The sequence below is a fragment of the Kyrpidia sp. genome (assembly GCF_023512215.1).
Lineage (GTDB): Bacteria > Bacillota > Bacilli > Kyrpidiales > Kyrpidiaceae > Kyrpidia > Kyrpidia spormannii.
This window is the reverse complement of the sequence record NZ_JAILZZ010000012.1, coordinates 17,733-31,220: the sequence shown is the minus strand read 5'-3', so window position 1 is coordinate 31,220 and position 13,488 is coordinate 17,733. Positions and strand designations below refer to the sequence as shown.

13 protein-coding genes are annotated in these 13,488 nt (G+C 62.2%); 2 read left to right on the top strand and 11 right to left on the bottom strand.

Translation table 11 applies throughout. The annotated features are described in order from the left end of the window. Window positions 1-7 precede the first annotated feature (7 nt). From K6T64_RS06605 to K6T64_RS06570, 8 genes are all read right to left on the bottom strand, one after another. A complete protein-coding gene (locus tag K6T64_RS06605) occupies window positions 8-712 on the bottom strand; it encodes a nucleotidyltransferase family protein (RefSeq protein WP_170086282.1) in 705 nt (234 codons plus the stop codon). Then, a complete protein-coding gene (locus K6T64_RS06600) occupies window positions 709-1,845 on the bottom strand; it encodes an XdhC family protein (RefSeq protein ID WP_288009168.1) in 1,137 nt (378 codons plus the stop codon). Before K6T64_RS06600 ends, K6T64_RS06605 begins: the two co-directional genes overlap by 4 nt. Continuing rightward, the gene (locus K6T64_RS06595) at window positions 1,820-3,061 is read right to left on the bottom strand and encodes a vWA domain-containing protein (RefSeq protein ID WP_288009167.1); all 1,242 of its coding nucleotides are present in this window, start codon (window positions 3,059-3,061) and stop codon (window positions 1,820-1,822) included. The genes K6T64_RS06600 and K6T64_RS06595 overlap by 26 nt, the downstream gene beginning before the upstream one ends. Further along, window positions 3,058-3,984 carry an AAA family ATPase gene (locus K6T64_RS06590; RefSeq protein ID WP_100668517.1) on the bottom strand — a complete coding sequence of 309 codons (927 nt, stop codon included), beginning with the start codon at window positions 3,982-3,984 and terminating at the stop codon, window positions 3,058-3,060. The genes K6T64_RS06595 and K6T64_RS06590 overlap by 4 nt, the downstream gene beginning before the upstream one ends. Window positions 3,985-4,157: 173 nt before the next feature. Continuing rightward, entirely contained in the window at window positions 4,158-5,012 is an 855-nt protein-coding gene (locus K6T64_RS06585) for an FAD binding domain-containing protein (RefSeq protein WP_100668518.1), read from the bottom strand. Beyond that, window positions 5,012-7,354 (bottom strand): xanthine dehydrogenase family protein molybdopterin-binding subunit, encoded by a 2,343-nt coding sequence (locus K6T64_RS06580; protein WP_100668519.1) that lies wholly within the window; start codon window positions 7,352-7,354, stop codon window positions 5,012-5,014. The genes K6T64_RS06585 and K6T64_RS06580 overlap by 1 nt, the downstream gene beginning before the upstream one ends. Before the next feature lie 15 nt (window positions 7,355-7,369). Further along, window positions 7,370-7,849, bottom strand: coding sequence for a (2Fe-2S)-binding protein (locus K6T64_RS06575; RefSeq protein ID WP_100668520.1), 480 nt, complete (start codon window positions 7,847-7,849; stop codon window positions 7,370-7,372). 29 nt (window positions 7,850-7,878) lie between these two features. Then, window positions 7,879-8,325: an SRPBCC family protein gene (locus K6T64_RS06570; protein ID WP_288009165.1), complete on the bottom strand. Its 447-nt coding sequence runs from the start codon at window positions 8,323-8,325 to the stop codon at window positions 7,879-7,881. Window positions 8,326-8,561: 236 nt separating this feature from the next. Between K6T64_RS06570 and K6T64_RS06565 the strand changes: the two genes are divergently transcribed. Continuing rightward, the gene (locus tag K6T64_RS06565) at window positions 8,562-9,398 is read left to right on the top strand and encodes an arginase family protein (protein WP_288009164.1); all 837 of its coding nucleotides are present in this window, start codon (window positions 8,562-8,564) and stop codon (window positions 9,396-9,398) included. A gap of 19 nt (window positions 9,399-9,417) precedes the next feature. On the opposite strand, the gene K6T64_RS06560 is transcribed toward K6T64_RS06565, so the two are convergent. Both K6T64_RS06560 and K6T64_RS06555 read right to left on the bottom strand, forming a co-directional pair. Continuing rightward, the gene (locus K6T64_RS06560) at window positions 9,418-9,552 is read right to left on the bottom strand and encodes a hypothetical protein (RefSeq protein ID WP_288009161.1); all 135 of its coding nucleotides are present in this window, start codon (window positions 9,550-9,552) and stop codon (window positions 9,418-9,420) included. Window positions 9,553-9,594: 42 nt separating this feature from the next. Continuing rightward, entirely contained in the window at window positions 9,595-11,349 is a 1,755-nt protein-coding gene (locus K6T64_RS06555; protein WP_288009160.1) for a chloride channel protein, read from the bottom strand. A gap of 189 nt (window positions 11,350-11,538) precedes the next feature. Between K6T64_RS06555 and K6T64_RS06550 the strand changes: the two genes are divergently transcribed. Further along, window positions 11,539-12,699 carry an MFS transporter gene (locus tag K6T64_RS06550; protein ID WP_288009158.1) on the top strand — a complete coding sequence of 387 codons (1,161 nt, stop codon included), beginning with the start codon at window positions 11,539-11,541 and terminating at the stop codon, window positions 12,697-12,699. A gap of 67 nt (window positions 12,700-12,766) precedes the next feature. On the opposite strand, the gene sfsA is transcribed toward K6T64_RS06550, so the two are convergent. Then, complete coding sequence (gene sfsA, locus K6T64_RS06545; protein ID WP_288009157.1) at window positions 12,767-13,483, bottom strand: DNA/RNA nuclease SfsA; 717 nt, start codon at window positions 13,481-13,483, stop codon at window positions 12,767-12,769. Window positions 13,484-13,488: the final 5 nt, after the last annotated feature.

Sequence of the window (13,488 nt, the reverse complement as noted above, 5' to 3'; positions counted from 1 at the left end):
AGTCAATCTATAGGGCCCCGGTCGAGGGCGCTTCGGGGCCGACCCGTTCTCCTTCCAAGCGGGAATGGACGCCGCGACCTTGTTGGACCAGCGGCAACATTTTCAGCAGTTGCTGATAGGCATGGGGCGTATCAATATCCAAACCCACCCGTTCATCCCCCCAAGGCACCATCTTCATGCGGTCGCGGTGACGAGCGAGAACCGACCGGCCGCCTTCGTCCCCGGTGATCGCCATCATCTCGGAAAACAGTTCTTCATCGATCAGAACCGGGTGACCGGGCAATCCCTCAAAGGTCGGGCGAACAATGCGCACCCCAGCCTTATAACCCATCCGGTATTCCTGAAGCAACACCAAAATCAGCGATTCCGTCACCAACGGTTGGTCAGCGAGTAGGATCATGACGGCCTGCACACGTCCCTGCAGCTTCGCCAGACCTCGGATCAATGACGTAGACATCCCTCGATGGCGTTCCGGGTTGGGCACCACCTCCACAGCCCAATCTTTCACCACATCGCGGAACGGCCGCGGGTCTTCGCTCCCAACGAGAATCACCGGGTGAAGACGCGCCCGAACCGCGGCTTCCACGCTGTACAAAAAAAGCGGCCTTCCTCCCACCGGCAGCCAACACTTCGGCCGCCCCATGCGGGTGGACAGCCCGGCCGCCAAGATCACGGCGCCCACCCGGCGTTCTAAATCCCCCGGCCCGATCATGGGGCCCCCACCTGAAGTGCCCCCCATCGGGCGGATAAATGTTGAGGGTCCCGACCGTTGGCCACCGCCGCGATTTGGGCCACCGCGGACAACGCCACCGGGCCGGGTCCCTCACCCCCCAGATCTAATCCCACGGGGTTGTACAACCGGTGTTCCCACTTTTCTGCAGGGGGAAGTGGAGAACCCGTCCAATCGGAAAACTGCGCCAATAGCCTCCGAGCTCGATCGCGGGGCCCCAAGAGTCCGATGTAGGGAACGTCGGCCACCAGGAGACGCTTTAACCATCGTGCATCCCATTCGAGTTGGTGAGTCATCACCACCACATAAGTGTTGGGAGTGAACAATGAGTCCGGGGCCTTCTCCGGGGCCACGGCAAACACATGGTCCGCAGAAGGAAACCGAGAAGCGGCCGCGTAGCCCGGCCGGTGGTCCGCCACGAGCACCCGAAAACCCGCCGTTCGAGCGATATCGGCCATCGCTGGCGCGTCGTGGCCGGCACCGAGAATTAGGATCACGGGGGCCGGAGTCAACCGTTCCACCAGCACCGCCATGTCCCCGGAAGGGGTTTCGACGCGCCCATACACGGCCCTGCGCCCGTCCTCGGGCCAGGGCAATACGTTCCACAGGTCGGCCAGGGCGGGGTATCCGGCGGCTTTTTCACCCATAGGACCCTCTTCCCCGCCACCGGATGGCGTCCCGAACGCCTGGCTGCCCGCCGGAATCCCTGACTTCCCTGGATCCACCACCGTCGCGAGGCACACCGTGCGCCCCGCCCGCAACTCATTGAGCACGCCCCGCAGAATCTCCGGCTCCGGCCGATGCACCAACACCCGCACCAATCCAGCACATCCGCTGCCCGATCCCCACAACGCATCTTCGTCCGTCCGCATATCGTAGGTCATCAACTGGGCTTCTCCGGTCGCCGCCACACCGACACCCGCCCGCACCAACTCATTTTCCAGACACCCTCCGCTCACCGCCCCCTCTGCCGCACCCCCGGATCGCACCAACATCCTCGCCCCGGCATGGCGATAGGCGGACCCTTCCACCCCGGCCACCAACGCCATGGCCACCGGGCGTCCGGCTTCAGATTCCGCCAACCCGGCCTCAAAGATATCTTCGAGATCCCGCATCGCGTTTTCCTCCCGCAGTAGATGGTTTCTCCAGGTCGCCCAGGCGGTCCCATGCCTCTTCAAAATTACGCCAACTGTAGCCCGGCCAGTGGTGATCCACCGCACCCGCCAACCTCACCCCACCTCGGGCTGTAGGCTCATAGTCGGGATCCGATCTGGCCGGGTTGAGCCATATAGTGCGGCTTGCGAGCCCCCGTAGCTTCTGCACCTCCGCGCCAAGCGCCTCCGGATCTTCCGCCTCAAGACCATCGGTGACCAAAATCAGAGCGGCCCCCGGCAAGAGACGCCGGCCCCATTCCAAGCGCAATCGCCGCAGGCCGGCCGCCAGCCGGGTGCCTCCCGACCAATCCGGCGCCCCGCCGATCATTTCCGCCAAGGCTCGATCCGCGTCCCGCAACGCTAAAGCCGGAGTCAACCGAGTCAAGCGGGTGCTGCAGACAAAGAGTTCCACTGGGTTTCCCGCTCTGGCCACCGCGTACACAAACCGCAGCACCATCCGGCTATAAGGCTCCATCGAGCCACTGACATCACAAACCCAGACAGCTCTTCGCTTGCGCACCACCCGCCGGCGGCGTTTGAGTTCCAAACACTCCCCGCACCGGGCGGCACTCCGGAGGGTAGCCGACGGGTCCCAGTGCCGCCCCTTTCGCCCAGTTCGCTCCCTTCGGCTGGAGCGCCACAGAGGAGCCACATCCACCTTTTCCAATTGCCGGAGTTCCTCAGGCGTCAGCCGGGCGGCATCCCGATCGCGCAGCGTTTCCTCGACAGTCCGGCCGCCCCGCACCACGAGGGGCACCTGCGCCTCGGACTGTGATTGTTCGGAGTCGTCACGACCGGCCCCCAGCCAGATCACCTGCGGCGGATTCCGCCAAGACGCCCGGAGCCTCGCGACACTCGCCATGAGCGTCTGGGTGGCAACAAGGGGTTCCCGGACCCCGATCAGCATCAGGACAAACTGCCGCCACGCGGTGTCAAACCATTGCCGCTCCGTCGGATTGTGGGCCAAGATCGCCCGCCAGCCCTCCCGAATCGCCGTTTCGTCCCCCGGCGGGAGACAGGCCAGGGCCTCAAGGGCAAGCGCCTCTTGTTCTGCGCTCACGGGGATCCCCATTCGCCGCAGCCCCCGAAAAAACACCGCGCAGTTGGCCAGGATCCGATTCCCGCTCTCAAGAAGCGCCCGCTCCGAGAGCAGATGATCCCCCCTGTCCGTGCTCATCCCGGCATCGCCTCGATCTCGCCAAGCAGATCTGCAAAGTAGGGCCGATCTTCCCGCACCGCCGTGAGAACTTCCACGTCATCCCGGTACTTGACCAAGCACCCGAGGGTTTCCTCCACCAGATCGGGATCCAATGACCGGGCTCCAAGGGCGGAGAGCGCCTCGGCCCAATGGATCGTCTCCGCCACCCCGGGCCTTTTATAAAGGGGTTCCCGGCGCAGGCGCTGGACGAATTGACAGATCCGTATCGCCAACTCCCGGGGAACCCCGGGCACCTTGAGACGCAGGATCTCCAACTCCTTCGAAAAATCCGGATAATCGATCCAATGGTACAAGCAACGACGCTTCAACGCATCGTGAATTTCCCGGGTTCGGTTGGACGTGAGAATGACCACGGGCTTCTCCTCGGCCCTTAGAGTGCCAATCTCCGGAATAGTCACTTGAAACTCCCCGAGCAGTTCCAAAAGAAACGCCTCAAATTCCTCATCGCTCCGGTCCACCTCATCGATCAACAAAACCGGTGCGGGCCCTTGGGGATCCACGGCCGCGAGCAACGGCCGCCGCAACAAGAAGCGGCGGGAAAACAGCTCCCCTTCGAGTCGTTCTCTCCAAACTTTCTCCGTTTCCCCCTGCCCACCGCCGGGCATCCCAGCCGCCTCCGCCAGACGGATGTGCAGCATCTGGCGGGGAAAATCCCACTCGTACAGGGCGCTCTCCCGGTCGATTCCTTCGTAGCACTGAAGGCGGACAAGGGGGCGGCCGACGGCTGCGGCGATCACCTTCGCCACCTCCGTCTTGCCCACCCCCGGTTCTCCCTCGAGAAAAAGAGGCCGTTCTAACCGCAAGGTCAAAAACACCGCGACGGCAAGGGAATGATCGGCAATATACCCTTCCCGGCGAAGAGCCGACCGGACGGCCTCCAAATCGGTAAATGGACTGCGCAGATCATCCCCTGGTTACAAGTTGAGACGTAACCAGGATCCCTCCCTTCCCGCACGCACTTCTGTTTCCACCGACTTATTGAACAGTTTGATCTATTATACTACGTTTATCCCGCCCGTGAAATGGCCTCTTGCGAGATTTTCAAGAGGCAACATCAGGGGAGGCACCGCAGCAAAGCCTTTCGGGTGTAGACCCGGCTCAGATGCCGGCGGTAATCCTCCGATGCAAAGAGATCCCCGGAAAAACTGCCCTCGGCATCAGCCCGTTCTGAGGCACGGCGCACCGCCTCCTCCCCGGCGGGCTGGCCGATCAAGGCTGCTTCCACCTCCCGGGCCCGGTACGGAGTATCCGCCACTCCGGTTATCCCTACCCGTGCATCGCGGATTATACCGTTCTCCACTCCGAGAACCGCTGCCACCCCCGCCACCGCATAGCCAGAGGCCGGGTGAGGATATTTTTCATACGCACCCTTCCAAGAACCTTGTGGGATTGGGAAGGCCACGGACACCACCACGTCGCTTGCCCCGAGAGACGTGAGCAGGGGGCCGAGAATAAAGTCCGCCACCGGCACCTCACTTGGCCCGCTAGGCCCCTCCACCGCCACCACCGCATCCAGGGCCAATGCCACCGCAGGCAGATCCGAGGCCGGATCGGCATGGGCGATGTTGCCCCCCACTGTGCCCCGGTTGCGCACCTGCAGATCTCCCACCTGCTTCGCTGCTTCGGCCAGCACTGGCAACTTGTCGCGAACGAGATCGCTCGATGCCACTTCGCCGTGGGTGGTCAGGGCGCCGACCACCACCCGATCCCCTTCCACCGATATGCCCCGAAGCTCAGAGATACCGCCGATATCAACCAGCACCCCGGGAGAGGTGAGCCGCAGTTTCAACAGCGGAATCAGGCTGTGCCCCCCGGAGAGGACCTTCGCCTCCCCTTGATGAGCTTCGAGCAATTGCACCGCCTCCTGAACCGATCGCGCCCGTTCGTACGCAAAAGCTGCTGGAATCATCAGGCTTCCCTCCCATGGATGACCTTCCAGATCTTCTCCGGCGTCAACGGCATCTCGAGGTCGGTGACTCCGAAAGGCGCCAGAGCATCGACCACCGCGTTGACCACGGCAGGCGTTGCGGCAATGGTCCCCGTTTCTCCGATCCCTTTGACTCCGAGGGGATTGTGCGGAGCGGGCGTGACGGTGTGGGCGGTCTCAAAGGCCGGGAAGAATTTCGCTTTAGGCATTGCGTAGTCCATGAAAGAGCCCGTCACCAGCTGCCCCTGCTCGTCGTACACCGCCCCTTCCCACAGTGCCTGGCCCACTCCCTGTACGATCCCGCCATGCACCTGGCCTTCGACGATCATCGGATTGATCACCGGCCCGCAATCATCCACCGCCACGTAGCGGAGAATCTCAATCTTCCCCGTTTCCGGGTCCACTTCCACTACACAGGCGTGGGCGCCAAAGGGATAGCAGAAATTCACCGGATCATAAAACGCTTGGGCCTCAAGGCCCGGCTCCACTCCGGGCGGGAGGTTCCACGCCAAGTGGGCCTGAAGAACCACATCCTGGAATTTCGCCTGACGGCTGGGCACCCCTTTGACCTGAAAAGTTCCGTCGGCGAATTCAACATCCTCTTCGGACACCTCGAGCATATGGGCAGCGATCTTCCTGGCCTTTTCCAGCACCCGATCGGCCGCCATGGCAATGGCACTGCCACCCACCGGCGTTGTCCGGGATCCGTACGTTCCCCACCCCATGGAGATCCGATCGGTGTCGCCGTGAACCACCTCCACATCTTCCACCGGAATCCCGAACCGATCTGCCACAATCTGGGCGAAGGTGGTCTCTTCCCCTTGACCGTGGGGCGAGGCGCCGGTGAACACCGTCACTTTGCCGCCTGGGTGCACCCGCACCGTGGCGCTCTCCCACAGGCCGCCCTGGAATCCCACAGCACCGGCCACCTGTGACGGCCCGAGTCCGCAAATCTCGACATAGGTCGACCACCCGATGCCGACGTACCGGCCCTGGGCCCGGAGCCTCTCTTGCTCCTTCCGGAACTCTTCGTAATTCAGCATATCCATGGCTTTTCGCAGGGTTCCCTCGTAGTTCCCGCTGTCATATTGCAGTCCCAGGGGCGTCGTGTAGGGAAACGCATCCGACGGAATGAAATTCTTCTCCCGAATCTCCACGGGATCTTTTCCGATCTCTTTGGCGAACAGATCGGCCATCCGCTCGATTACATACGTCGCCTCCGGTCGCCCTGCCCCACGGTACGCATCCGTCGGCGTGGTGTTCGTGAAGACCCCGAACACGTCGACATGCGCCTTGGGGATCCGGTATGGTCCCACCGTGATCAACCCGAAGAGGATCGTCGGCACCCCCGGCGCTGCCGTGGACAGGTAAGCCCCCATGTTGGCCACCATGCGAATCCGAAGTCCCACCATGGTTCCATCCCGCTTGCCGGCCAACTCGGCGTAGATTACCTCATCCCGGCCATGGGTCGTAACGAGAAAATTCTCCCGGCGATCTTCGGTCCATTTCACCGGCCGCCCCAATTCTCGCGCGGCAAAACCCACTAAAGCCTCATCGGCATAACAGGCAATCTTACTGCCGAATCCCCCCCCTACATCCACCGCGACAACCCGGAGTTTATGTTCCGGAATCCCTAGAATATTCGACAAAAGAAAACGGTGAATGTGCGGGTTTTGGGAAGTGAGCCACATGGTCATCTCACCGCTTCCGGCGTTGTATTGAGCCACCGCCGAACGCGGCTCCATAGCGTTCGGAATCAGCCGTTGTTGGCGAAACCGATGGCGCACCACCACATCGGCCCCCTCGAATTCCGCCGCCGGATCCTCCCCGGCCTGCCAGTGGAACGCCACGTTCCCGGGCGCGTCGTCGTGCAACACTGGCGCCCCTTCTTCCATCGCCTTCTCCGCATCCACCACCGCCGGTAAAACCTCATAATCGACCTCGATCAACTCCAGAGCATCCCGGGCCGCGTAGCGGCTCTCCGCCACCACCATCGCCACGCCGTCCCCGACATAACGCACCTTTTCCACCGCCAGGGCCGGATGGGCCGTGGTCTTGATGTCCGAACCCGGGGGGAGCCACGCCGTGGGAATCGGCGCCACTTTCCCGGCCACATCCTGGCCGGTGAACACCGCCACCACCCCGGGAGCCCTTTTGGCCTTCTCCACATCCAACCGGCGAATCCTCGCATGGGCATGGGGGCTGCGCAAGATCGCCGCATACAACATACCGGGCAACTGTACGTCATCCGTGTACCGGCCGTTGCCGGTAATGAGCCTGGGATCTTCCCGCCGTTTGATGGCCGTGCCGAACACGCTTGCCATAGGCTCTTCCCCTCCTTAACCCCGCATCCGCTCAGCGGCATATTTGACCGCGCGGACGATGTTCTCGTACCCCGTGCACCGACAGATGACCCCTTCCAGACCTTCACGAATCTCCTCATCGGTGGGGTTGGGGTTTTGCCTCAGGATCTCCACCGCCGTCATCATGGCCCCGGGCGTGCAATACCCGCACTGGAGACCGTGCTTTTCCCAAAACCCTTCCTGCACCGGGTGAAGCTGACCGTTCTGGGCCAAGCCTTCCACCGTCGTGATCTCGTGCCCATCCGCCTGGACTGCCAGCACCGTGCAGGACTTGACCGCTCGGCCATCCATCAGCACCGTGCACGCCCCGCATTGGCTGGTATCGCATCCGATGTGAGTCCCCGTCAGCCCCAACACATCCCGGAGAAGATGCACCAACAACAACCGGGGCTCCACTTCCGCCGTCCGTTCCACGCCATTGACCTTGACAGTCACCACCGTTTTCGTCGCCGCCATCCCGGCCCCTCCTCACATCGTTGATGATTCTACGACTTTGCCCGCTTCATCTCCTGATCGACACCTTTAAAAAATTGCCCCAGCAACAACTTGGCCACCCCACCCATGATGCGCTGGCCCACCGAGGCCATGATTCCGGTCACATGGGCATCGGCGGAGCACGTCAGGACGGTTTTCCCCTCCTGTTCCTCCAGGCGGATCTGGGCCACGGCATCGATTTCCCCCGGCTTCCCGCTCCCTTTGAGATGCAGCTTGTACTCCTTCGGCGGATCGGGATCCAGGACCTCCACCTCTCCGGTGAACGTGCCTTTGACAGGCCCCACGTCGAGCCCCAACTCCGAGGTGTACTTCCCCTCTCCCACTTCCTCCAGGCGTTTACATCCTGGGAGCCGACGCTTCAGCACATCCGGATCGTTCAGAATCGGCCACAACTCCTCCGGCGTTGTTTCGTATGTATACCGGTATTCGACGCGCAAAAGCCCGCTCCCCCTTTGCCGGATTGATCGAACTCAAGATGCCAGACATTACTACATAATCAAATTACCAGATTTCGAGATCTAATTCAAGTAGACAAGTAATATTGCACATTAGAACAACCTCAATCGGACGCCGACGAGGTCACCCCGGACGTCGTCCTTTTCCCACCATTGGACTTGCCCCGGGTACCATGGTAAAATTTTTGTAAAATCTCACGGCTAGGATGTGACCGCGGATGTCCCCAGGGCCAACCGCATCACCTCGGCGCCCCGCGATTTTGCTCGATTTCGATCCGGCTTTCGAAATTCAACCCCGGCTGCGCCAGGCGGTGGATCAGGTGGTCCCCTTGCCCTCGCCGCCGAAATGGCTGTGCCCACCCGACCGCGGGCGGGCGCTGGAACGAAATCTGTCCCATCTACCCCCCGGGAGACTGACCTTCATCGGGAGTGGCGATTACCACTACCTGACGAACTTTTTCCTCCGTCAAATTTCCCGGTCCTTCACATTAGTTTTGATCGATCACCACGATGACGCCGCCGACGCGACAAACGAGTGGCTGACCTGTGGAAACTGGGTCCGCTTCACCGAACGGCACCGGTCCTTGAAGCGGATCGTCTACACCGACGGCGCAGGCCTGTCGATCGCAGAACCCAGTCCAAAGAGGTTCCTGTGGACAAAAATACCACTGTCCCACCCCCTCACCGGCAACCCAGCCCCCCTTCTGGCCCAGATCCCAACTGCAGGCGTGTATGTCAGCATCGATAAAGATGTCCTCGACACCGGGGCTGCCCATACCAATTGGGACCAAGGTGGGCTGGACGCCCAATCGCTGATTCACCTGTTTGAAACTGTTGCCCTCCGGCGCTCCGTCATAGGGGCCGATGTGTGCGGCGAGTTGTCCCCGGCCCTCCCCGGCCTCACCACCCGACAAGAGGAGGAGGCCGCGCAAAAAAACGAGTCGGTCAACCTCGCCCTCCTCAATGTGTGGCGCCGCATCACCGTCCGCCCGGCCTTACCGCGCCCGGCGGGGTCCCCTTCACCTCGCCGTTTTCTCCCCGGCGCCGGTTTATGATATGCGATCGGTCGGTCGTTTAAGACCTCCCTCCCAGGCCCCGGCGCTCGCCGCATTGACGGGGAGGATTGTGCGCTGGAATGCGACTCACCACCACGCTGAAGAAAAAAGATCCCGACAAGATGAGGAGAAACGCCCGGATGGTATCGCTCATGAACAACCCCCTCAAGCCGCGGTCGGCCTCTCCCGGCCCTCTTTAGTCAAGGCTCCTGTAAGCGCGAACAATGTCAGAACTGCCGATCACGCCCACCGGCTCATCGCGACGACATACGAGCAGATAAGTGACTCCGAGGGCTTTCATTTTGGTGGCAGCCGCTGCGAGGGTCTCCTGTTCATCGATTCGGTGCACCGTTTTTGGCAACAGGACGACCACAGGTTCAAGAAACCGCCGCTGATTGAGCGCTTCCAATACCTGAGCCCGGGCCACGGATCCGATGAGTTTCCCGGACGCGTCCCGCACCCACGCAAACCATTCCCGAGATCCCGCAAACTGTTCCCACGCCTCAGCGATGGTGAGATCGCCGGGAAGTGTGAGGTGGTTTTGCGGCAGCGCTTCCCCCACACAAACTGCTTTCAACCGATCCGGGTGCCGCAGGCGCGTGATGTCCAACCCTCGGCGCACCAGCTTCAAGGTATAGATGGACTCCCTGGACAACAGGCCGGTGATGGTGGCAGCCAGCACCGAGGAGATCATCAGGGGGAGGATCAAATTGTAATCACCCGTCATTTCAAACAACATCATAATCGCCGTGACCGGAGCCCGGGCGCTGCCAGCGAATACCCCGGCCATGGCCATCGCCGCCAATGCACCAGGACTAATCCCACTATTCGGAAAGAGGGCGGAAAAAAGAACCCCCGCGGCACCGCCCAGCATCGCTCCCTGGTACAAACCGGGGGAAAACACCCCGCCGGAACCTCCGGCGGCGATGGTGATCGATGTCGCCAAGAGCTTAAGGATCAACAGGATCAACAAGAGGTGCAAAGGCAACTGATCCGTGAGCGCGAGATTCACCCATTCATAGCCGACACCAAAAATTTGTGGAAACCGGATTCCGATGGCCCCGATCAACGCACCGCCCACAAGCGCTTTCCCCCAGAACGGCCACGAACGGTCATCAAACCAATCCTCGATCCGATACAACACCCGGATATACGCATACCCCCAAAACCCGGCGAGCAGGCCGATGATCACGTAAACCCAATATACGGAAAAATGCCCAACTTGATAAAGGGGCATGGGAAAGGAGGGATGATCCCCGAGATACGTGCGCCCAATGGCGGCGCTCACCACGCTGGCGATGACGATGGCGGCAAAATTTTGGAGGGCAAAACTGCCCAATATGACCTCGGTGGCGAACATAACCCCGCCAACGGGGGCATTGAAGGTCGCCGCAATGCCGGCGCCCGCGCCGCAGGCCACCAGGAGCCGCAGATACCGCTCGGGCAGGCCGAGAAGTTGGCCAAAGGTCGAACCGAAGGCCGAGCCGATTTGGACAATCGGCCCCTCCCGGCCCACCGAGCCCCCGGACCCAATGCACAGCGCCGATGCCACGGCTTTGACAAGAACCACCCGGGGTCGAATTTTGCCTCCCCGTTCCGCGATGGCCGCCATGACTTCCGGAACGCCGTGTCCTTTGGCCTCGGGTGCAAAAAATTTCACGATCGCGCTCACAAACACCAGTCCGATAACGGGAAAGAAGAAAACCTCCGGGCCCCCTAGCCATGCGAGCCAACGACGGCCATCTTCAAAAAACAATCGAGTAAACCCATCGATCAGCATCCGAAAACCGACCGCTCCATACCCTCCGACGATGCCGATGATCACTGCGTACAAAAGCAGAACGATAGGTTCCGGTAGGACCTGAATCAGCCACGGATGAAAGCTTCCTGCTCGATGGCGCAGATTCCCCCACGAACTTATGACAACACCTGAACTCCTCTCTTTCTCCATAACCTATTCCCCCCACTTCAAGCCCTTATCCTCTCCCGCCAATTCGCCGCCGTTGCAAAAAACCTCGTTTCTCCATTATGATCGTGCTGGCCTTTTCAGCACGGCTGCGCGGCCCACCCCGCCGCAGGGGCTCCCAAACGGATTTCGCAGTTCACCAGTCGCCAATTCTGCATTTTTGGAGGTCATACCATGAAATGGACCGCCCTGTTGATTGTGGCGGCTTCCGTGTTCCTTGACACTGTGGTCTACGGGGCCATCGTCCCCATCGTGCCCCTGTACCTGGCCGAAATCGGCGCCCCGGGTTGGGCTCTGGGGGCCGTGTTCGCCACCTATTCCGCCGGGCTGCTGGCCGGCGGAGTGCCCTTCGGCCTTCTCGCCGACCGTTGGGGGCGGCGTCCGGTGCTCCTCCTCGGCCTCGCCGGACTCGTGGTCACCACCCTGGCCTTCGCCTGGAGCGCCTCAGTGTGGCCGCTGATCCTCAGCCGACTCCTTCAAGGACTGGCTGCGGCGGCGATCTGGAGCGCGGGCCCGGCTCTGGTGACCGATGTGGCACCCCCGGAATGGCGGGGGCGGTACCTCTCCCTCGCCATGATGGGGACGAACCTCGGCACCATCGTCGGCCCGGTCTTCGGGGGCACCGTGGCCAGCTGGTTTGGCCGTTCCGCCCCTTTTTACGTCATTGCCGCCGGGGCGACCGTCCTCTTTTTCGCCGTTTTCGCCCTGCCAAAGGGTAAAGGGATCGCCCGGAAAGAGGCGCCGCCCACCCGGGTGGTCCTGAGTGTTCCCGAAATCCGCCTGGGAGCCGTTATCATCACCGTGGCCGCCTTCGGTTACGGCATTCTGGAACCACTGTTGCCCGGGGATCTCCACGCCCGTTTCGGGCTCGACATGGCCGGGGTGGGAATCGTCTTCGGGATCATGAGCGCCGTGTACACCGCTGTACAACCCGTCCTGGGGTGGCTGGCCGACCGCCGGAACCACCGGGCCATGATCCTGACCGGCGCCCTGTTTGCCGCCGTTCTCGCTCCCACCGTCGCCCTCGCCCCCACGGTATCCGCCACTGTGGCCGCACTCACCATCTTCAGCATCGCCGGGGGCATCCTGATGATCCCCTGCATGCCCATGATGACCGCCGCGGCCGACCGCACTTTTGGCTCCGGCGGATACGGGGTGGCCTTCGGCATCGTGAACACCGCCTACTCCCTGGGCCTGGCCGTGGGCCCGCCCGCGGCCACCGCCCTGGCGGACAACCTGGGACTGCTGGCCGTGATGATCGCCTACAGCCTCGTCCTGCTCCTGGCTGCCGCAGCGGTGCTCCGGAACTTCACCCGGCGGACAGCCGCACACTGACCGTTGCGATCCCCGGGGACGGGGCCCTCCGGAACGCAGCACCGTTTCGAACCCAAGCCCCCCCTCCCTACCCGGGCCGCCAGGGCGTCCAACCTTTCAACCACATCCCTTTGGGCCCGATGTCGCTCCAGATCGCCCACACCTCCACCCCGGCCCTCGCGGCGTCCCCCAGCGCCTCGGCAAAATCGGGATCGATCGCCCGATGAGGGGCAAAAACGGCCGCATCCTCCCGCAACACCACAAACAACACCCACCCCCGCCCATCCCCGCAGCGTTGAAACTCCGCCAGTTCGCGAAGGTGCCGGGCTCCCCGGACCGTGGGGGCATCCGGAAACCGCGCCACCCCATCCTCGGCGTCATTCACCGACTTCACTTCAATCAAATGCTGGATGCCTTCCTCATCGATCACCTCAAAATCAAACCGTCCATGCCCCCATCGAGGTTCAGAGTGCCACTCTCGGATTCGACCGGCCGGCAGCCCGGGCAGTCCCTCCCGGTCCAGCATTTGCTTGATCATCCGATTGGCCACCAGGGAGTCGATGACCACCCAGTGCCCCCCCGGCCGGGTCATGAACAGGCGATAAGGCAGCTTTCGCCCGGCGCCGGGCGTCGGCGCCAGAAAACACGGCATTCCCGGGTCAACCGCGGTGGTCAACCGGCCGGGGCTCGGCACGTGCACCCGGACCGTCTCCCCCTCCACCTCGACTTCCGCTTCAAAGCGATTTAATCGACATAAAAATACCCCCTCCACCAGCGGGGGAAATTCAATGCCCGTCCCTTGCATGATGT

What these genes read in the sequence shown, in the direction of transcription:
- K6T64_RS06605 (WP_170086282.1), bottom strand. Translation starts at nt 712, where the DNA reads ATGATCGGGCCGGGGGATTTAGAACGCCGGGTGGGCGCCGTGATCTTG.
- K6T64_RS06600 (WP_288009168.1), bottom strand. Translation starts at nt 1,845, where the DNA reads ATGCGGGATCTCGAAGATATCTTTGAGGCCGGGTTGGCGGAATCTGAA.
- K6T64_RS06595 (WP_288009167.1), bottom strand. Translation starts at nt 3,061, where the DNA reads ATGAGCACGGACAGGGGGGATCATCTGCTCTCGGAGCGGGCGCTTCTT.
- K6T64_RS06585 (WP_100668518.1), bottom strand. Translation starts at nt 5,012, where the DNA reads ATGATTCCAGCAGCTTTTGCGTACGAACGGGCGCGATCGGTTCAGGAG.
- K6T64_RS06580 (WP_100668519.1), bottom strand. Translation starts at nt 7,354, where the DNA reads ATGGCAAGCGTGTTCGGCACGGCCATCAAACGGCGGGAAGATCCCAGG.
- K6T64_RS06575 (WP_100668520.1), bottom strand. Translation starts at nt 7,849, where the DNA reads ATGGCGGCGACGAAAACGGTGGTGACTGTCAAGGTCAATGGCGTGGAA.
- K6T64_RS06565 (WP_288009164.1), top strand. Translation starts at nt 8,562, where the DNA reads ATGTCCCCAGGGCCAACCGCATCACCTCGGCGCCCCGCGATTTTGCTC.
- K6T64_RS06560 (WP_288009161.1), bottom strand. Translation starts at nt 9,552, where the DNA reads ATGAGCGATACCATCCGGGCGTTTCTCCTCATCTTGTCGGGATCTTTT.
- K6T64_RS06555 (WP_288009160.1), bottom strand. Translation starts at nt 11,349, where the DNA reads ATGGAGAAAGAGAGGAGTTCAGGTGTTGTCATAAGTTCGTGGGGGAAT.
- K6T64_RS06550 (WP_288009158.1), top strand. Translation starts at nt 11,539, where the DNA reads ATGAAATGGACCGCCCTGTTGATTGTGGCGGCTTCCGTGTTCCTTGAC.
- sfsA (WP_288009157.1), bottom strand. Translation starts at nt 13,483, where the DNA reads ATGCAAGGGACGGGCATTGAATTTCCCCCGCTGGTGGAGGGGGTATTT.